The 18223-nt window shown below is 65.6% G+C and carries 16 protein-coding genes and 1 pseudogene; 3 read left to right on the top strand and 14 right to left on the bottom strand.

Annotated elements, in window-relative coordinates; all coding sequences use genetic code 11:
* Nucleotides 1–5: 5 nt before the first annotated feature.
* The 10 genes and pseudogenes from B0T44_RS13745 to B0T44_RS13705 form a co-directional block, all read right to left on the bottom strand.
* Entirely contained in the window at nucleotides 6–1172 is a 1167-nt protein-coding gene (locus B0T44_RS13745; RefSeq protein ID WP_077120084.1) for an acyl-CoA dehydrogenase family protein, read from the bottom strand.
* Nucleotides 1173–1260: 88 nt separating this feature from the next.
* Nucleotides 1261–2016 carry a 3-oxoacyl-ACP reductase FabG gene (gene fabG, locus B0T44_RS13740; RefSeq protein ID WP_077120086.1) on the bottom strand — a complete coding sequence of 252 codons (756 nt, stop codon included), beginning with the start codon at nucleotides 2014–2016 and terminating at the stop codon, nucleotides 1261–1263.
* Nucleotides 2017–2075: 59 nt separating this feature from the next.
* Complete coding sequence (locus B0T44_RS28580) at nucleotides 2076–2543, bottom strand: DUF8020 domain-containing protein (protein WP_367947001.1); 468 nt, start codon at nucleotides 2541–2543, stop codon at nucleotides 2076–2078.
* 61 nt (nucleotides 2544–2604) lie between these two features.
* Nucleotides 2605–2796, bottom strand: a pseudogene (locus tag B0T44_RS28780) (hypothetical protein); the annotation flags it as partial.
* Between the two features lie 853 nt (nucleotides 2797–3649).
* Nucleotides 3650–4576, bottom strand: a complete 927-nt coding sequence (locus B0T44_RS13730) for a cyclase family protein (RefSeq protein ID WP_077120088.1) — start codon at nucleotides 4574–4576, stop codon at nucleotides 3650–3652.
* Between the two features lie 106 nt (nucleotides 4577–4682).
* Nucleotides 4683–5807 (bottom strand): acyl-CoA dehydrogenase family protein, encoded by a 1125-nt coding sequence (locus B0T44_RS13725; protein WP_077120091.1) that lies wholly within the window; start codon nucleotides 5805–5807, stop codon nucleotides 4683–4685.
* A 1-nt stretch (nucleotide 5808) separates the two neighbouring features.
* A complete protein-coding gene (locus tag B0T44_RS13720) occupies nucleotides 5809–6639 on the bottom strand; it encodes an enoyl-CoA hydratase/isomerase family protein (protein ID WP_077120093.1) in 831 nt (276 codons plus the stop codon).
* Nucleotides 6636–7586, bottom strand: coding sequence for an acyl-CoA dehydrogenase family protein (locus B0T44_RS13715; protein ID WP_077120237.1), 951 nt, complete (start codon nucleotides 7584–7586; stop codon nucleotides 6636–6638). Before B0T44_RS13715 ends, B0T44_RS13720 begins: the two co-directional genes overlap by 4 nt.
* Nucleotides 7583–8512, bottom strand: a complete 930-nt coding sequence (locus B0T44_RS13710) for an acyl-CoA dehydrogenase family protein (protein WP_077120095.1) — start codon at nucleotides 8510–8512, stop codon at nucleotides 7583–7585. The genes B0T44_RS13715 and B0T44_RS13710 overlap by 4 nt, the downstream gene beginning before the upstream one ends.
* Before the next feature lie 2 nt (nucleotides 8513–8514).
* Nucleotides 8515–9660, bottom strand: a complete 1146-nt coding sequence (locus B0T44_RS13705; RefSeq protein ID WP_077120097.1) for an acyl-CoA dehydrogenase family protein — start codon at nucleotides 9658–9660, stop codon at nucleotides 8515–8517.
* Nucleotides 9661–10393: 733 nt separating this feature from the next.
* Here B0T44_RS13705 and B0T44_RS13700 point away from each other — a divergent pair.
* From B0T44_RS13700 to B0T44_RS13690, 3 genes are all read left to right on the top strand, one after another.
* Nucleotides 10394–11935, top strand: a complete 1542-nt coding sequence (locus B0T44_RS13700) for a class I adenylate-forming enzyme family protein (protein ID WP_077120099.1) — start codon at nucleotides 10394–10396, stop codon at nucleotides 11933–11935.
* Between the two features lie 13 nt (nucleotides 11936–11948).
* Nucleotides 11949–12419 carry a MaoC family dehydratase gene (locus tag B0T44_RS13695; RefSeq protein ID WP_077120101.1) on the top strand — a complete coding sequence of 157 codons (471 nt, stop codon included), beginning with the start codon at nucleotides 11949–11951 and terminating at the stop codon, nucleotides 12417–12419.
* A gap of 331 nt (nucleotides 12420–12750) precedes the next feature.
* Nucleotides 12751–14250 carry an MFS transporter gene (locus B0T44_RS13690; protein WP_077120103.1) on the top strand — a complete coding sequence of 500 codons (1500 nt, stop codon included), beginning with the start codon at nucleotides 12751–12753 and terminating at the stop codon, nucleotides 14248–14250.
* Here the strand turns inward: B0T44_RS13690 and B0T44_RS13685 are convergent.
* From B0T44_RS13685 to B0T44_RS13670, 4 genes are read right to left on the bottom strand one after another with little or no spacing between them, the layout of a single operon-like run.
* The gene (locus B0T44_RS13685) at nucleotides 14240–15037 is read right to left on the bottom strand and encodes an IclR family transcriptional regulator (protein WP_077120105.1); all 798 of its coding nucleotides are present in this window, start codon (nucleotides 15035–15037) and stop codon (nucleotides 14240–14242) included. The two genes, B0T44_RS13690 and B0T44_RS13685, sit on opposite strands and share 11 nt — an antisense overlap.
* The gene (locus tag B0T44_RS13680) at nucleotides 15027–16610 is read right to left on the bottom strand and encodes an AMP-binding protein (RefSeq protein WP_245839116.1); all 1584 of its coding nucleotides are present in this window, start codon (nucleotides 16608–16610) and stop codon (nucleotides 15027–15029) included. The genes B0T44_RS13685 and B0T44_RS13680 overlap by 11 nt, the downstream gene beginning before the upstream one ends.
* Nucleotides 16611–16634: 24 nt before the next feature.
* Complete coding sequence (locus tag B0T44_RS13675; RefSeq protein ID WP_081512099.1) at nucleotides 16635–17468, bottom strand: SDR family oxidoreductase; 834 nt, start codon at nucleotides 17466–17468, stop codon at nucleotides 16635–16637.
* Nucleotides 17416–18222, bottom strand: coding sequence for an enoyl-CoA hydratase/isomerase family protein (locus B0T44_RS13670; RefSeq protein ID WP_176219221.1), 807 nt, complete (start codon nucleotides 18220–18222; stop codon nucleotides 17416–17418). The genes B0T44_RS13675 and B0T44_RS13670 overlap by 53 nt, the downstream gene beginning before the upstream one ends.
* Between the last annotated feature and the right edge of the window lies 1 nt (nucleotide 18223).

Genomic DNA, 18223 nt, shown 5'->3' with positions numbered 1-18223 from the left:
CGACCTCACACATGCTTGCTCGCCTTTCTGTACAGTCCGCCGCCGATGATCAGGCGTTGGATCTCGCTTGTCCCCTCGTAGAGCCGCAGCAGTCGGACATCGCGGTAGATCCGTTCCACCGGGACCTCGCGCATGTAGCCGGTGCCGCCGTGCACCTGCACCGCGAGATCGGCTACCCGTCCGGCCATTTCGGTGCAGAACAGTTTGGCCGCCGACGGCAGGAAACGCCGGTCGGCGCCGCTGTCGTAGGCCGCGGCAGCCTCACGCACCAGGGCACGTCCGGCCGCGACCTCGGTGAACTGGTCGGCAAGCATCGCCTGCACCAGCTGATGCTCGCCGATCGGGACGCCGCCCTGAGTGTTGGCCGCGGCATAGCCGACCGACTCGTCGAGGGCGCGCTGCGCGCAGCCGACGGCGAGTGCGGCGATATGGACCCGGCCGCGGACCAGCGATGTCATCGCCGCGCGGTAACCGATCTCTTCGGTGCCGCCGACGAGCGCGGAGCCGGGCACCTGTACCGAGTCGAAGACGACATCGGCGGTCCAGGCGCCCTCTTGGCCCATCTTCGCGTCCTTGGGGCCGACACTGACGCCGGGTGTGTCGGCGGGGACGAGGAACACGGCGATGCCAGGACCGTCCGGGCCGGGTTCGCGGGTGCGGGCGAATGTGATGAACAGGTCCGCAACCGGGGCATTGGTGATGAAGCGCTTCTGCCCGTCGAGCACCCAGTCGTCACCGACGCGACGGGCGCTGGTGCGCAGGCCGGCGGGGTTGGAGCCGGCGCCGGGTTCGGTGAGCGCGAACGAGGCGACCACCTCACCGGACGCGATCGCCTCCAGCCACTGCTTCTTCTGCGCCTCGGTGCCGTAGTTGACCAGCACCTGCCCTGCGATGCCGTTGTTGGTGCCGAACATCGAGCGCAGCGCGAGAGTGGTGTAACCGAACTCCATGGCAAGTTCGACATCCTGGCGCAGGTTGAGTCCGAGTCCACCCCATTCCGCGGGTATCGCATAGCCGAACAGGCCCATATGCGCCGCGGCGCCGCGGATATCGTCGGGAATGCTGTTGGTGGCCATGATCTCGTTCTCTCGCGGCACGACGGCGTCGCGAACAAAATGGCGCACCTGGTCGAGGATGTAGGAGAAGTCCTCGTCGCTGACCGTATCGCTCATAACCGCTGGTCCTCTGTCGTGCCGTCGCTCGGATAATCCGTGGTACGAGTCTCCGCCGAGTTGTTCTCCGCGGTACCGTGGAACGCCCTCATGCTTTCGGCCCGCCGGCAACATAGAGTACTTGTCCGGACACGAAGCCGGCGGCCTCGCTGGTGAAGAAGGAGACCGCGTGCGCGATGTCCTCGGGCTTGCCTGCGCGCGCGACCGGGATCTCAGCGGCCCGCGCCTTCGTGAACTCTTCGAATGGTATGCCGATGCGTTCGGCGGTCGCGGCGGTCATATCGGTTTCGATGAAGCCGGGGGCGATAGCGTTGGCGGTGACCCCGAACTTGCCGAGTTCCAGCGCGAGCGTCTTGGTGAAGCCCTGCAGGCCGGCTTTCGCGGCGGCGTAGTTGGCCTGCCCCCGTTTGCCCAACGCGGAGGTGCTGGACACGTTGACGATCCGGCCCCAGCCGGCATCGGTCATGAAGGCCTGGGTCGCGCGGGTCATGAGGAACGAACCGCGCAGGTGCACGTTCATGACTGTGTCCCAGTCTTCGGCCGTCATCTTGAACAACAGGTTGTCGCGGATGATGCCGGCGTTGTTGACCAGTACGGTCGGTGCGCCGAGCTGCTCGGCCACCCGCTGCACGGCGTCCTGTACGCCGGACTCATCGGAGACATCGGCACCGACAGCGAGGGCCCGGCCGCCGCTGGCCTCGATGTCCTCGACGACCGGCTTGCAAGCGGACTCGTCGAGGTCGATGACGGCGACGGCGCACCCGTCGGCGGCGAGCCGCTTGGCGACGGCGGCGCCGATACCACGGGCCGCGCCGGTGACGACCGCGCAGCGGGAGGTGGTCATGGCATATCTCCTATCAGGTAGATGACGATCGGCACCGTCGGCCAGTGTCTGATCCGAAATTATTTGGCGGGGAGGGGCTCGGTGTTGGTGGTGTGATACTGGATGAAGGCGGCGATAGCGACTGGTGCGCCGATGAAGATGGATCCGGCGAGCGCGCCGACGGGTGCGAATGCTCCCGCTCCGATGAGGCACCCGGCCAGCGGGCCCGCACCGAGAAGAGTGGCCAGCGGGCTGGTCAGGGCGGCTCCGGCGGCCCCACCGAGCAGGCAACCGATGGTTCCGGCCCCGATCGCACCGACCATGGCGCCGACGGTCGCGCCCATGATGATGGTGGAGTTCATCCGAGCCCAGGCCGCTTGCTCACGCTCGTAAGGGGTTGTCCACGGAGCATGCTCCTGGAAGGGCATCGCGACCGGGTTGTAGCGCGCCCGCTCGGGATCCAACACCGGGGTGAGGGTGGCGGTGTTGCCCTCGATTTCGGCGTCGATGGGGAAGGCGATGTCGTCGATGTTGAATTCCAACGGCACACCGGCCAGGTTCCCCTGCTGCCGAACGGATCTGGAATTGCCCGTTGTCCACGATCAGCTTCCCGGCATCCACGGTGATCACCGCAGCGGTGCCGTTCTTGTAGGCGGTGTAGTTGATCCGTGGGGCGAGATCGACGCTGAGCGGAGCCGAACCGGTGTCCGGTGCGGCGATGGCCGTTGCGCTACCGAGGGCGAGTGCCGCAGCGGTAAGGGCCGAGACGGCGAAGGTGCGGCGAGAGTTGCGGAGCGACATATCTTTTCCTTCTTCGTTGGAGGCGATGGACATGTGGTCGTGCGGCGGCTGTCGCTGGTGGATTGCCGACGGGTAGATCGAGCGGCGTGGTCGCGGCATCGCGGCGAGATACGTGCGCGACTTCCATACGGTCGGCGTAGGAGAACTCGCCGCGTCCTGCATCGCTCGGGCGCTGTGTCCGGATTCGTTCGAACCGAACAAAACCTGCATTGAGTATACTCATAAAGCACTTGGTGGGAAGGGGTAAAATTTCGGCGGAGAGGGAACGGAGATGCTGGAGAATCGATCCCCCATCGCGACCGGTGTCGGGACGGGTCCAGTCGGGCCTACACGTCAGCGGCCATCGGCGCATCCGTCGTGGTCGATGCTGTCGACGCGGAAGCAGCCGAGACAGTCACCGCAGAGAACCACGACCAGGGCGGAGTTGCCCTCTCGCGCAATAGAACTTTTGCAGACCTGAAGGTCGCAGTCGCCGACGTCGACCGGGGCCGCATCGAGTTCGGCGCCGTCGCCAGCTCAGTCGACAACGTCGGGGTCTTTCCTTTCCGGACCCCGAGGCAGCGAGGCGAGGCGCGGCTGCGCCACTCGGAGAGATCGACGTATTCGGCACTTGTCCTACAGAATCAATACACTCAATGCCGTGGTAGTACACGAGATGGCCGTGTTCTTCTCGCGACCACAACGGAACGACACTCCGCGGACACGCGAGGTTACGGTGTTCAGCAAGGCTGCTCGCTCGCTGAGAGCGAGTTGCCCTGTCGCCGAGCAGTACGCCGGCTTGGCGCTGAACATGCTCGGTGCGAGCACGGCATCGTCGATCACCTCGCCGTTCGCACCGGTGGAAGAATGTTGCTCACCGGATGGCAAGCGGGTTGATGGGGGACCCCACACCTCGGGTGAATTTCAGAGGTGCCCCGGTATAGAAGAAGTCGTAGAACCTGTCAGCGGCACAGGCGGAAGACAGTTCCTCGAGGTCGAGCATCTCGGCGAGCGTCATGCCCATATCCCGGATCAGCACCATGTGCAATTCCATGAGGGCGCCGGGGTTTTCACCGGGCATGACCTCCACACCCCAGTTGTCCGAGCCCACTACCGCGACGTCGCGCTCGCGCAGCCAGGAGGCGCAGGCGAGCCCGAGTCCCGGCTCACCCGCCATGAACTCGGTCGCATCCCGGTCGGCGAGAAATTTGGCCCGCCAACCGGTTCGAATCAGCACGATGTCGCCTGGGCCCACTTCGACGTCCTGGGCGGTCGCGACAGCATCCAGTTCTTCCGGCTCGATCACTGTGCCGGCTTCGAGCCATTCCACCCCGCGGGCCCTCGCGACGTCGAGTAGTACTCCTCGTCCGGCGATACCCTTGGCCTGGGTGTGGATCCCGCACTTGTCGGCGCCCTTGATGGTCACCCCGGACGCGGGGTGGCCGTTGTAGAGCTGCTCGTCGTAGTACACGTGGGCAAGGGAGTCGTACTGTGAGCCGGCCTGCAGCGGCATGAAGATGTAGTCGTCGGCGTACTTGAACCCGCCGGGAAACACCTGCTCCTGACCGTTCTCCGACATCAGCCGGATGGGGTTGATCCGGTAACCGCCTGGCTGCGGACCGTCGCTGTCGAGCGGTATGCCCAGATCGAAGACTTCGCCGGTGCGGACCAGATCGGCGGCGGCGACGATGCGTTCGGGAGTGATCAGGTTGGTGGTTCCGCGCTCGTCGTCGGCGCCCCATCGACCCCAGTTTCGCACCTTCCGGCCGATTTCACGCATTCCGGGAACCATTGCAGTCATCGTGACTCCTTACAACTACTGATATGTCATTCATGCCGACTCTGCTCGATGTGAACAACGCTGATCGGATAAGTCCCACAGAAAAGCAGCCGGAACCATGGTGGTTTCAGAGTTTGCTGCCCAGTTGGAGGGCCTGCTTCGCGATCAGATTCCGCATGACTTCAGAGGTGCCGCCGCCGATTGTTTCCAGGATCGCTTGTCGCCACATGAATTCGACGTCGGTATCGCGAACCAGTGCCTCTGCGGCGCCGAACTCCATGGCCGCGCGGGCAATATCCTGGCACAGCACCGTCCCGGCGAGCTTGTGATAGGCCGCGGCGACCGCGGAGGGCTCCCCGCTGGTGATCTCACCGAGAAGCGAGAGAGATAACGCCTCGACCTCTCTCACCTTGACCGCAAGTACTGAAAGCCGCTGCTGCACCATCGGTTTAGTGGCCAACCCGGTCTTGTTCACCCAGTCGACGAGGTCCTCGAGGTCTCGCCGCACCCGCTTGGGTGGGAACTGCACGTGCCGCTCGACCGCGAGCGCCGAACCGACGACCTGCCAGCCCTGGTTTTCCGCGCCGACTCGGTTCTCGACGGGCACTTCGACACCGCCGAACCGGACTTCGTTCAGCCGCCCGCCCTCGAGCGTCGGGATGGGGGAGACCTCGACGCCAGGGGACGTCAGCGGCACGATGAACACGCTGAGCCCGCGTGAGCGGGAGCCGGGTTCCCCGGTGCGCGCAAGCAGCCAGATGTTGTCGGCCCAGTGCGCGTTCGAGGTCCAGCACTTGGCCCCGTCGATGCGATACACCTCACCGTGACGGTTGGCTCGCGTGCGCACCGCAGCGAGGTCGGAGCCCGCCTCCGGCTCGGAGTAGCCGAGGCAGAAGTTCAGGGTGCCTGCGCGCAACGCGGGCAGATAGCGATCCTGCTGTTCGGCAGAACCGTGGGACATCAGTGCCTTTGCCACCAGGCCCGGCCCCATCGGCGGCCGCGCCACCCGCGCGTAGGCCATTTCGTCCCACAGGATGAACTCGTAGGTCGGCGGCAGCCCCGCGCCGCCGAACTCTGTCGGCCACGACAGCGACAACCAGCCCCGCGTTCCGAGCTCTCGGTAGAGTGCCTTCACCGACTGCCAGGCGTCGGCGGTGCGGTGGAAATACCCGTGCGTGCCCCGGAACCGGTCGAGCAGGCGGAGTACCTCGCGCCGGAACTCCTCTTCCTGGGGCGAGAAGCCGAAGTCCATATCAGGCCTCCGTCCTCGGGGCCGTCGTCCAGCGGGGTTCGCGACGTTCGCTGAACGCACGCGGCCCTTCGGTGGCGTCCGGGTGTGCCCAATGCAGACGCAGCAGCGCCCATCCGTACTCGCAGGCCTGCGTGTACCCCATCTCGAGAGAGTTCCAGATCGCCTGCTGGGACAGCGACACGGCGGCCGGTGAGTTCTTCACGATGCTGCGCGCTATTTCCTCGGCCGTGTCCATGACCTTGTCCGCAGCAACCAACTCGTCGACCAGTCCCAGCTGATAGGCGCGCTGGGCGGGCAGCCGGTAGTCCCGGCCCATCAGGGTCATCCGGAGTGCGGTTCCCAGTGGTAGGCGCTTGGCCAAGCCGATGTTCTCCATCGCACCGACCAGCCCGACATTGACATGGGTGTCCATGAAGCTGACGGTGTCGGCCGCGACAACGATGTCGGCGTCGACGACGAAATGCAGGCCTGCGCCGGCGACCAACCCGTTGGCCGCACAGATCACTGGTTTCCATACCCGGTTCTGGCGTGGGGACCAATAGACCTCGTCGGTGAGTGGGCCGGTTCCGGTGCTCATACCGCCGCGGGAGGCGACCACGTCGACGTCGGCGCCGGTGCAGAAGTGCCGTTCGCCGGCTCCGGTGACGATGGCCGCACGGATCCACGGATCGTCACGGACCTCACCCCAGAGTTCCTTCATCACCGGCATCATCGTTCCCGTCAGCGAATTCCCCTTGTGGGGGCGGTTGAGGGTGATGTAGGCGACGTGGTCACGCTTTTCGAACAGCACCTCTGGGCCAGTGGTCTGTACTTGCTCGCCTTGCTGGGTCATTGCTCTACCTTCTCTGCGGAAAATGCTGCCAGGACTCGCTGTCCGAGTTCCGACTCCGCGTCGGTCGACAGCGTGATCTGCCGGATGCGTTGTGTGATGTGGCCGATCGGTCCCTCGACCGAGTAGCCGATGGCGCCGAGCGTTTGATGCGAGACGAACGCGGCGTTCATTGTGGCCTGAGATGCGGACAGCCGCGCCGCCGCGGCCAGACCCGCACCGTCGGTGTGTGACTCGCCGATGGCGCGGGCGGCGAGGATGGACAGTTTCTCCGCAGCCTCCAGTTCGAGGCTCGCGTTGACCAGCGGATGCGCGACTGCCTGGAAGGAACCGATGGTCCGGCCGAACTGTTCGCGGGTACGGGCGTGTTCGACAGCGGTGTCCAGGACCCGTCGCCCGGCACCCACGGCATATCCGGCGAGTGCAAGATGGAACAGGTCGGCGGCGGCGGTTACGCGTTCGAGTGGTTGCTCCCGCTCGACCGAGATCCGGGCCCACGGTTCGTTGCCCAGCGTTTCCACCGGTTCGACGGCTCCGACGCATCGCACCAGCCATGCTCTGTCACCGGTCCACTCGATCTGTACATCCGCGATTGCTGCCCACGGCATGAGGGGCGGAGTGCCGAGTGACACCAGTTCGGTTCCTGCGACGAGCCCGCCGACGCGGTCCTCGGGTAGGGCGTGGGCGGCGAAGAAGGTGGCCGCTACGGGTCCCGGCGCCGCCGCCCGCCCGAGTTCGAGACTGGCCGCGACGATATCGCCTGCCCCGCCTTCCTCCGCGGGCATCGCCATGGCGAAGATTCCGAGCTCGGCCAGGCCGGTCCAGAATCGGGTGGGGAACTGGACGCCGGGCGCGCGTTGTACGGCCTCGGTGCACTTGGCGTGGCAGTACCCGCGCACCGCCTCGGCGAGTGCTTGCTCGTCTGGGGTGAACGCGGCAGGCCGGTTCATGACACGTCCCCGCCCCATCGCGCGGCGACCAGCGCTCGCCGATGGTGGCGTAGACCACCGAGCTCGGTCCGGAGCGCCTGAAGCCGAAGCGTGTAGAGGTGCAGATCGTGCTCTCGGGTGAGTCCGATGGCGCCCAAGAGCTGGTGTGTTTCGCGCGTCACTGTGTGCAGAGCGGCCATCGTGTGCGCCGCCGCGGTTGCCGCAGCCTCTTCGGGTGCGCCGTGGAAGGCCGCCTCGTAGGTGAGCCACCGTGCCCCCTCGAGGAGGATGGTCAGCTCCGCTGCGCGGTGCTGCAGCGCCTGGAAGGAACCGATTGCTCGCCCGAAGGTCCGCCGATCTTTGGCGTACTGGACAGCGATGTCCAGGGCTTTGTGCATCATTCCGATCGCCTCGGCGGACACACCGATGCGCCACCAATTGATCATGGTCGCGGCCGTTCCCGGCGCCAGGTCTTCGCCGGCCTCGGCGACGACCCGGCCCAGCGAGTACCCATACGCCGACGGCAGGGCAGCGCTGGCTGCCTGCGCCGAATGCGACAGCGCGCACCGATCCGCGCCTGCGGTCAGGACCGTGGCTGCTTCGGCGGCAAATCGGACGGGCAGGTCTTCGCCGTCGAGCACCAGCGCTACCGCGCCTTCGAGCGAGTCGATACCCAGCGCGGGCAGCACCAGCAGGTGCGCCGTGGCCGAGATCGTGCCGAGATGTGCTCCGATTCGCTCCACTGCGAGGGTGGCGCCGAGGGGACCGACACTCTCCTCGGTGAACGAATCGAAGAAACCGCCGACCCGCAACTCCCGTTCGAGGGCGTGGTCGTACCCTTCGCCAGAGGCCAGCTTTCGGCACCGCTCCACGCCGGCGTGTCGAGCGAGAAGTGTGTCGAGCGCGTCCACTACGGGCCGCTGTGTGTCGGAGAGTTCGAAATCCATGTCTAGTCCTTCGGCATTCCCAGGATGAGCCGCGATATCAGGTTGAGTTGCACCTCGTAGCTGCCGGCCGCGATGCCGGCGCCGAGGGAGTTGCGGAACTGTGCATCGCCGAGGGAGTGTTCGACCAGAGCCTCGCTTCCCATGACGTCCAATGCCAGATCGCCGACGGCGCGCTCGGCCTGCACCATCGCCGCGCGGGCCTGATAGGCCAGCGGCGACGGTTCCTTCTGCTTAGCGCGCTCATCGATCACGCGGTACACGAGCACCCGGGCGGCCTCACACAGCGCGCGCGCCTCGCCGAACTGCTCCTGCACGCCGGGATCGGCCAATGATCCACGGCTTCTGGCCCAGTCGGCGAGTCCGTCGAGCACCAGCGCGGCGCGTGCGTAGCGCGGCGCACCGACTCGCTCGTAGGCGAGGGTACGCCGGACGATGTTCCACCCGTTGTTCTCCTCGCCCAGCAAGGCGCTGCGCGGAAGACGTACGTCGGTGAGGAAGACTTCGTTGAAGGAGTGCTCACCCACGAGGCAGTCGATACGCCGGATTTCGACACCTGGTGTGTCCATCGGCAGCAGAAAAACGGAGATGCCGTTCCGGCCGGATGCGGGTGACCCGGTGCGTGCCAACAGGAAACAGTAGTCGGCGGCGTTCGCATACGATGTCCAGATTTTCTGACCGTTGAGGACGTAGTCGTCACCGTCGCGCACCGCGCGCGTCTTCAACGACGCCAGGTCGGTGCCGGCCTCCGGCTCCGAGAATCCTTGGCACCAAAACACTTCACCGCGCGCGATGGGCGGTAACAGTGTCTGCTTCTGCTCCTGGGTGCCGTATTTGATGATCGCCGGGCCAACCCAGTTGACGTTCATGTATTGCGGCCCGCGCGGCTCGCCGCGCTTCCACATCTCCTCGCCCAGCACGAAATGCTGCCACGCGCTCTGACCGCGGCCGCCATACTCCTGCGGCCAATGTGGGGTCAGCCATCCCTTCGCCGCGAGCTTGCCTACGAACGACTTCGAGAACTCGGTGTACACCGCGCTGCCGAGCCCGGTTCCGTCGGATCGGAGCCATTCCTCGGTCAGTTCGGTGTCGAGATAGTCGACGAGTTCACTCCGGAAGGCCGCGTCCTCCTTGCTCCACGCGAATTCCATCACCGGCCCCCGTCGTGTCGGGTCGATCTACCTGGTCCGCATGTCGGGAGGGTGTGGGTGTAATCCACCTGAGTTGCTCCTAACTTGATGACAACCGCTCGATGCTACGAAGCGAACCCCGCAGTCGAGGATACGGAATATGCCTGCTTCGTGCCTGGTTACGGCGAAAATGGCATTCTTTTCAAGAAAACAGTATACTCAATACGAAGGGTTGGCAAGATGGTGGCTGGCGTACGGCGAATTGCTCGGTATGGGCGTGGGCAACCGTGTTCGTTGCCTGCTGGGCGAAGTGCATCAGCCGAGTCTGTGCGCAAGACCTCGGCACCTCGGGTGGCGTCCAGTGCTGGTGGTGAATGGCTCGACCGGCACTCGCGGGCGGCAGCGTGACCGGCGGTGGCTGTCCGTCTGTGTGCGCCATTCGTCCCGTGGTCGCCGCAGTCTCCTCGCTCGGCAGGTAGTGCGATCTCCTCGGACTCCAGGTCCGTGCTGTCGAGTCGCTGTGGCAAATTGAGTGCATTGATTACGTAGCGCAGGGTGTCGATCACGCTGCCTCCACGCGCTGGATACGAGGGCGATGCGCTTTTCCGGCATCTCGGACCCGCATCGCCGAAAAATTGACCCTTCTCACCAACCGCTTTATAAGTGTACTCAATACCGGTTTGGGTGATCCGGTGCAAACGATGCCGGACACGGCGCCCGAGCGATGCGGGGGCGCGGCGAAAGGAGTTGGCGCATGCGTGCACCACTGACGTTGCCTTCGTGGCTGGCGACACTCGGGACGCAGCCGCATGGTGCGCACCGACGTGCGCTGCGCGACGAGTTCGGAGAGATCTCCTACGCCGACCTCGTCACGGTCATGAACGGTGTCGGCGCGGGACTGCTGGACGCGGGTGTGCGGCCGGGAGACCGGGTGGTGACCGCCATGGAGCCTTCGATTCCCCACACCATGGTGATCCTGGGAGCGATGGCCGCGGGCATAGTGGCCGCACCGCTCAACACTCGGCTGACCGCCGTGGAAGCACGCACGTACCTCGCCGCGCTCGAACCGAGACTCGTTGTCGCCGATCCCTCCTATATCGACCTCGCCCGTCGGACCGGCTACCGCGCTATCGAGTTGCCGTCGACTGCCGCGACGGTCTCGGCCACCGAACGGCTGGCGCCACTACACACGCCCGTTCGAGAACTCGCTGAGGTGTCTGGGGTGTCGGAAACTGCCCCGGCAATCATTTTCCCGACCGGAGGCACGACCGGATCCCCCAAGGGCGCGGTGCACACCCATCGTAGCCTGTGGCTGTGGCTGAACACCTGCGCCCACGGCAATCCGCGCACACCCTCCGACATCGAGTTGTGCTTCTCGCCCTTCTTCCACATCACCCTCGGGACCAATCTGTTGACGCCCCTGTTCGTGGGAGGCGAAGTGTGGATCCAACGCCGCTTCGATGCCGGCGCCGCCCTCGCCGCAATCAACGACGGAGCCAGTCGGCTCATGGGTGCGCCGACGATGTTCACCGCCCTGCATGAACACGACTCCTTCGCGCAAACCCGTCGGGAAACAGTGACCGCAATCCGCTATGGCTCGGCACCTTCGACCGGCAACTTCGTCCGAGACCTGCTCCGGGACTTCCCGAATGCCCGTATCCGGGCCGGCTTCGGTGCGACCGAGTTCGGGTCTGTGATCGGATTCGATCACGAAGACCTCGAGGCCGGGCGGTATGTCGGCGTGGGTCGTCCGCTGCCCGGTGTCGTCGTCCGGATCGTGGGAGACGATGGCCGAGAGGTGGGCGCGGGCGAGATCGGTGAGCTCGTCGTGTCGTGCCCGTGGCAGACCCAGGGCTACTTCGGCCTTCCCGCTGAGACAGCCGAAACCTTTCGGCCCGACGGGGTCCACATCGGAGACCTCGCCTCCCGGACCGAGGACGGTTGGCTGCACATTGCGGGACGGAAGAAGGAGATGATCATCAGCGGCGGCGAGAACGTCTTCCCGCGCGAGGTCGAGGAAGTCGTGTTGAACCATCCCGGGGTCGCCGACGCCATCGTGTACGGAATGCCGGACGAATTCTGGGGCGAGCGAGTCGAGGTGGGCATCGTTCCGGCCCCGGGCACCATGATCCTTGCCGACGAACTCCGGCAGTATTGTCGCGACAGCCTCGCCGGCTTCAAAATTCCGAAAACCGTGCGGCTGCTCGACTCGATTCCTCTGACCGCAAACAACAAACCCGACCGTAAGGCCGTGCGCGCCGCGGCGCTCAGGTCTGCCGATCCGGCCCGCCGGTAGCAGAACCGAGATTATGGTATTTCAGCAACTACCCCATAGAGCGAACAGTGTCGACGACTTTCGAGCGCTTATAGGTGTCGAGCTCGGCCCCACCGGCTGGCATGTGATCACCCAGGATCGAATACAGGCCTTCGCGGACATGACGGGCGATTATCAGTGGATTCACGTCGACGAGAAACGTGCATCCCGCAGCGCCTATGGATCGACGCTCGCTCATGGGCTGTATGTTCTGTCGCTCGGTCCGGGATTCATGGCCTCGCTCCTCGAATTCGACGGGTTCTCCCGAAGCCTCAACTACGGATACAACCGGGTGCGTTTTCCTGCCCCCATCCCGGTGGGCTCATCGATCCGTATGCGAGCGATGGTGACCAGGGTTGTCGAGGTCACCGGCGGCGCCGACGTCGTAACGACCCGCACCTATGAACGACTCGGCTCGACCAAACCCGTGTGCGTGGCAGAGAACGTCGGACGCTATTACGAGTAGCTGATACCCGGGCACGGACGCCCCCCTCGTGTATGCCGGGCCAATTGCGGGCCAGCGATTCGAATCGAACCTACCGCAACAGATTTTCGCGTTCTCCTGTCTCCGAAGGGCAGGGGATTCACAACTTCGATCCCTCGGAAAGTCGACGGTACCGAATTGTCGTTTCCCACCGGTCCCGCCCAGCGGGAAAGGACTATCGCCGCCTCTTCTGCGTAATTAGTCTGAATCTGCCAGTCGTGACAATCGTCACAGGCGTAGGCCGCCGGATGCATCGTCGACCTGTGAACCGACTTCCGTAGCGGCATACCTCCATTAGATCGGACATCCACTCATGAGTATTGATGCCTCCCCGCCGTTATGCGATGCCCTCGACGAGGAGGGCGGCTGGACCCCGCGTCTGGTGTGCTCGCTGGTCACCATCGTATTGCTCCTCGAAATGCTTGCGGTCAGCTACATGATGATCTCGATCGCATTGCCTGAGATCCTCGTCCACTACGAAACCACCCAGGGCGCCTGGTTGCTCACGGCCTTTCTTCTCGTCGGCGCCATCTCCTGCCCTCTGGTCGGCAGGCTTGCCGACCGGCATGGCAAACGCGCTATCCTGTTGGCCTGCACCGTGTTGGCTGCGCTCGGATCGCTGCTGTCGGCTCTCGCCACGACGTATCCGATGCTCATCGCAGGCCGGGCGCTCACCGGCCTGCTGACGCCGTGTCTGTTCTTGAGCTACAGCTTGATCCGCGATGTCTACCCGAAGCGCACGGTGCCGTTGGCCGTCAGCATTGCCACGAGCGGTATGGGAGTGATCACGGTCCTTGCCCCGTTTCTCGCCGGCTGGCTGATCGATGATTTCGGATTCCGCAGTATCTTCTGGTTTGCCGTGATCGGGTTGTCGGTGCTCGCAGTTCTGATCGTCCTCACCACCGACGAGTCCTCGGTCCGCACCAACGGACGGCTCGACCCGATCGGCGCGTCGTTGCTCAGCGCAGGCCTGGCGGGCATCCTGGTGGCGATCAGCTTCGGACCTCATTGGGGGTGGACCGCACCCGCGACGCTCGGGTGCCTGATCGGTGGTGGGGTCCTGCTGGGTTGCTGGTTCGCCTCTGCTCGGAGCGTGCGCGAGCCGCTCATCGACCTCCGTGTCCTTGGTCGGCGATCCGTCGCGCTCACCACGATCGGAGCAGGAGCTTGCTACGGTGCCGGCGTTGTGTTCTCGCTGGTGTTGCCGCTGATGTGCATGACACCAGCACACCTTGGGCTCGGTTACGGGTTCGGCGTCACGGCACAGGGGTTCGCGATTTTCCAGGCGCCGTTCGGGGCAATGACGTTGGCGGGCGGGATCCTCGTCGGTGTGTTGGTTCGACGTGTGCCCCTGCGCTGGCTCATGGCGTCCGGCCTGGCGATAGAGGTCGTTGCGGCGCTGTTGTCGGCCGGGGTGCACGACCAGAAGGCGCTGCTCATTGCTTTCATCGGCTTGTTCGGTCTCGGCCAGGGGTTCATCTATGCGTCGATCCCGAACCTGGTGATCGCGGCCGTCGTGCCGCAGTTGCAGGCCACTGCCGCAAGTATCGTCGCCGTGGCCCAAAGCCTCGTCTCGGCGATTGTGCCGATTATCGCGTTCGCGATCCTGAACTCACACATCGCGTTGGTCGCCGGCGGGAAGGCGTTCTACAGCGATCACGGCATCACGATCGTGTTCGTGCTGTCCGCGACGGTGGCTCTGATCGGGGCGATCGCCGCCTATGCGCTGCCACGGACCATTCGTGAACTGGCGCTGACGGATCCCCATGGCCCCAGCGTGCCGGTGCGATCGGCCGCCGCGGTCAAGGCGTAACGGATCCCAGTGATCGGGGACCTGGCGCGATGCCCGGTCCCCGATCCTTGTATCTGCGCCAAATACCTTGCGCAGCAAAGCGAAGAGGACCGGCGAGTAGGTAGTCGGCCGGTACCTCGGAGATCGGCCCGCACACAGAGACTGCCGCGATTACCGCACCGGTTGCGCCGACGGGTGTTCCGAGACAGCCGATCCCATGAACTGTCTCCCCGTGGTCGATGGAGACGCCCCGGTCGCGGACCCGGGCCAGCTCGGCGTGCATTCGCCGCACATCCAGAGGGCCGGCGCGGGTGCGGTGCGGGCGGCGCTCGACCGCAAGGATCCTGTCCAGTTCGTCCGGAGACAGGTGGGCGAGTATCGCCTTGCCTACGCTCGTGCGCACAGCCGGCTGCCGCCAGCCGACCCGCGAGGGAAGCCGGGCGGCGAGCCCCCAGCCGAGCTTCTCGAGATAGACGACATCACTGCCGTCGAGCACGGCGAGATGCACAACATGTCCGGTCACCCGGTGCAGTTCGTGCAGGAAGGGCAGCGCCGCTTGATGCAGCCTGCTCTGGTGCAGCGCCAGTGAGCCCAATTCGAGTAGCCGCGTCCCCAGCTCGTAGTAGCCGTCCTCCCGGTGCAACCACCGGAGTTGGACGAGCCGGTCGAGCATCCGATGGGCCGAGGAGCGCGGCAGACCAGTTTTATGCACCAACTGCGCAAGGGTCAGGCGATCCGATCCTTCGAACGCGTCGAGCAGCAATGCGGCGCGGTCCACGCCGAAGCGGTGGCCGCGATCAGTAGGCATCGCGCAACTCGGCCTTTCTGATCTTGCCTGTCGCGGTCTTCGGCAGCTCACCGAAAGTGACCGATTTGGGTACCTTGAAATGGGCGATTCGTGCCCGCAACCAGGCGACCAACTCACCCTCGGTGACCAGGTGACCGTCACGCAGAGCGACGAACGCGACCGGGACCTCCCCCCACCTGAGATCGCTTCTTGCCACCACTGCCGCTTCCAGCACGGCTGGATGTTCGAGCAGCGAGTTCTCGACCTCGATCGAGGAGATGTTCTCACCGCCGCTGATGATGATGTCCTTCATCCTGTCGTGGATTTCGATGTAGCCGTCGGGGTGGCGCACTGCGACATCGCCGGTGTGCAGCCAGCCGCCGTCGAACACCTCCTGCGTGGCGGCAGGATTGTCGAGGTAGTGGGACATGACGGTATTGGAACGGACCACGATCTCGCCGACTGCACGGCCATCGGCCGGGACGTCGTGCCCGCTTTCGGTGACCACTCGAACCGCCTCCACGCTCAGCGTGCGCACCCCCTGCCGGGAAAGTTTGCGCGAGAGTTCGTTGGCGTTCAGCGACGACCACGACGGCCGCGGCTCGCACACGAGCGAGGGGCCGTAGGTCTCGGTCGCACCGTACAGGTGCAGGATCTGCACCCCCATTCCCGACATCGCCTCGATCGCGGCCGGGGACGGCGGCGCACCGCCGACAGCGAAGGTCACGTCGTGGTCGAATCGCCTGTGGTGGGTGCGGCTCTCCTCGACCAGGCCGCCCAGCACCACGGGTGCGCCGCACAGGTGTGTGACGCCGTGTACGTCGATGAGGTCGAGCACGCGGGCGGGATCGACCTTGCGAAGGGCGATGTGCTGGGCCCCCACCGCGGTCACCGCCCAGGTGAAACACCAGCCGTTGCAATGGAACATCGGCAGCGTCCACAGGTATCGCGAATCAGCCCGCAGCCCGGTAGCCACCACCTGGCCCAGGGCGTTGAGGTAGCACCCGCGGTGGGTGTACACCGCGCCTTTCGGGCCCGCGGTGGTTCCCGAGGTGAAGTTGATGGCCAGCGGCGCCCGCTCGTCCCGCGGCAGGCGCAGCGAGACGCCGCGCACCGATCGCAACCACTGCTCGTAGCCGTCGCGGTCCTCGGCGTCGGTCACCGTCACGATCGCCCGGATCTCCGGCAGACGATCCGCCACCTGTTCGACCCGGTCGGCCAACGAGGCGTCCGCGATAACCACCTTGGCCCCGGATCTGCGCAGCAGGTCCTCGTACTCGGTCGGCGAGAGCCGGGTGTTGAGCGCGACGAGCTCGCAACCGGCCCCTGGCACCCCGTAGTGTGCTTCCAGCAGTGGAGCGTCGTTGGGCGCGAGGATCGCGACCCGGTCCTCGGATCCCAGCCCCAGCCCGCGCAGGTTGGCCGCAAGCCGTTGCGCTCGGTCGAGCAGACCCGACCACGAGATCTGTTGCCCGGCATCGGTTGTCAAGGCAAGGTCATCGCCTTTGATATCCGCCGTACGGTGTAGAAAGCTGAGCGGGCTCAGCGGCACGTCATTCGCCATCGCGGCCCACATAGTGTCCGTCGGCTCCATGAACGCCTCCCTTTCCGGGTCGAATCAGAACTTGCCGAGGCAGCGACCACCGTCGATGACCAGCTCGGCTCCGGTCACATAACCGGCGAAGTCGCTGAGCAGGTAGCTTGCGGCCTGCGCCACCTCTTCGCGGGTAGCAAGCCGCCCGACCGGGATGGTCGCGAGCGCTTCGGCGCGCGCATCGGGCGTCGTATGCAGCACCGATGCGCCTGCGGTGTCCTCGGTGAGGCCCGGGGTGACAAGATTGACCCGGATCCCGTACCGGCCCCACGCCGAGGCGAGCGACTTGGTCATGCTGCGGACACCGGCCTTGGCGCTGGCCGAGTGCACGGTCGTGGCGCTGCCGTGTTCGGCCATGGTCGTCCCGATGCTGAGGATGGAACCGCCGCCCCGCTCGATCAGCTCTCTGCCCACGATCTGGGTACAGTTCCAGGTGCCGTCGAGCACGATCCCGGTGACGGCCTGCCAAGCATTCGGCGACATGTTCTCCGGGGCGATGCGAAAGTTCCCCGCCGCGCAGTTGATCAGGTGATCGATCCGCCCGAAGCGGCTGATCACCGCGTCGACGACCTCCTGTACCCGGTCGCGGTCGCGCACATCGGCGGTGTATCCGGCGCTGGACCCACCGCATGAGCGGATATCGGCGGCGACTGTCTCCAGTTGTTCGCGGCGACGCCCGAGCACCGCAACGCCGGCTCCCAGCCGGGCAAGTTCTCGGGCGATGGACTCGCCGATGCCGGATCCGCCGCCGGTGACGATCGCGACACGTCCTTCGAATGAGCCTAGGGGCAACACGTTCGGTTCCTCAGGGTGGTGGGTGGTCGATGAACACAGGATTGCGGCGTTCGAAGAAGGCACGGCGGCCCTCCTCGAAGTCGCTCGATGTCAGCAACGCGATCTGGGCGTCGGCTTCCGCGGCCAGCAGGGAGTCGAGGTCCTGCCGCGGGTTCGCCAGGATGCGTTTCGTCGCCGCCAGCATCGGTGCGGACGCTTCGGCCAGGCGCTCTGCGCGAGCCAGGGCGATCCGCTGCGCGTCTCCCGGACCGACCGTCTCGTTGACGATGCCGATGTCGGCGGCCTCGGGCGCCGCAACGCTCTCACCGAAGAGCAGGAATTGCCGAGCACGCGCGGGACCGAGGCGCCCGGCGAGACTCCAGAACAGACCGGTGTCGCCCACCAGCCCCAGACGCCCGAACGAGGCGGTGAAGCGCGCGTTCTCCGCGGCGATGACGTGATCACAGGCTGCCGCCAGCGAGAGTCCCAATCCGGATGCTCCGCCTTCCACCGCGGCGATCACCGGCTTCGGACAGTGCACGATCGCGCGCGCCAGCCGGGTGAGCATCGTCATTCGGGCCTGCGCCGCATCGGGCTGCCGTGCCATGGCACCGATATCTGCTCCGGCGCAGAAGAAACCGCCGGAGCCGGAGAGCACGATCGCTCGGATGCCGTGATCGGCGCGGGCCGCTTCGAGCTGCCCGGCCAGTTCCCGGCGCGCATGGTCATCGAGCGCATTGCGTTTGCTGGGACGGTTGATCGTCAGGATGAGCACGGCGCCGTCTCTTGACCGCAGTATCGGTGCCGGCTGCACGCCCTCGCGTGGTTCGCAGTGCACG

The sequence above is a fragment of the Nocardia donostiensis genome (genome assembly GCF_002081715.1).
In the GTDB taxonomy this organism is placed as follows: Bacteria; Actinomycetota; Actinomycetes; order Mycobacteriales; family Mycobacteriaceae; genus Nocardia; species Nocardia donostiensis.
This window is presented reverse-complemented; position numbering and strand designations above follow the sequence as displayed.

Excerpts from the sequence above, each read along its gene's own strand:
- B0T44_RS13725 (WP_077120091.1), bottom strand. The coding sequence starts at position 5,807 with ATGGACTTCGGCTTCTCGCCCCAGGAAGAGGAGTTCCGGCGCGAGGTA.
- B0T44_RS13700 (WP_077120099.1), top strand. The coding sequence starts at position 10,394 with ATGCGTGCACCACTGACGTTGCCTTCGTGGCTGGCGACACTCGGGACG.
- B0T44_RS13680 (WP_245839116.1), bottom strand. The coding sequence starts at position 16,610 with ATGGAGCCGACGGACACTATGTGGGCCGCGATGGCGAATGACGTGCCG.
- B0T44_RS13695 (WP_077120101.1), top strand. The coding sequence starts at position 11,949 with ATGGTATTTCAGCAACTACCCCATAGAGCGAACAGTGTCGACGACTTT.
- B0T44_RS13745 (WP_077120084.1), bottom strand. The coding sequence starts at position 1,172 with ATGAGCGATACGGTCAGCGACGAGGACTTCTCCTACATCCTCGACCAG.
- fabG (WP_077120086.1), bottom strand. The coding sequence starts at position 2,016 with ATGACCACCTCCCGCTGCGCGGTCGTCACCGGCGCGGCCCGTGGTATC.
- B0T44_RS13715 (WP_077120237.1), bottom strand. The coding sequence starts at position 7,586 with ATGAACCGGCCTGCCGCGTTCACCCCAGACGAGCAAGCACTCGCCGAG.
- B0T44_RS13690 (WP_077120103.1), top strand. The coding sequence starts at position 12,751 with ATGAGTATTGATGCCTCCCCGCCGTTATGCGATGCCCTCGACGAGGAG.
- B0T44_RS13710 (WP_077120095.1), bottom strand. The coding sequence starts at position 8,512 with ATGGATTTCGAACTCTCCGACACACAGCGGCCCGTAGTGGACGCGCTC.
- B0T44_RS13685 (WP_077120105.1), bottom strand. The coding sequence starts at position 15,037 with ATGCCTACTGATCGCGGCCACCGCTTCGGCGTGGACCGCGCCGCATTG.
- B0T44_RS13730 (WP_077120088.1), bottom strand. The coding sequence starts at position 4,576 with ATGACTGCAATGGTTCCCGGAATGCGTGAAATCGGCCGGAAGGTGCGA.
- B0T44_RS13705 (WP_077120097.1), bottom strand. The coding sequence starts at position 9,660 with ATGGAATTCGCGTGGAGCAAGGAGGACGCGGCCTTCCGGAGTGAACTC.
- B0T44_RS13720 (WP_077120093.1), bottom strand. The coding sequence starts at position 6,639 with ATGACCCAGCAAGGCGAGCAAGTACAGACCACTGGCCCAGAGGTGCTG.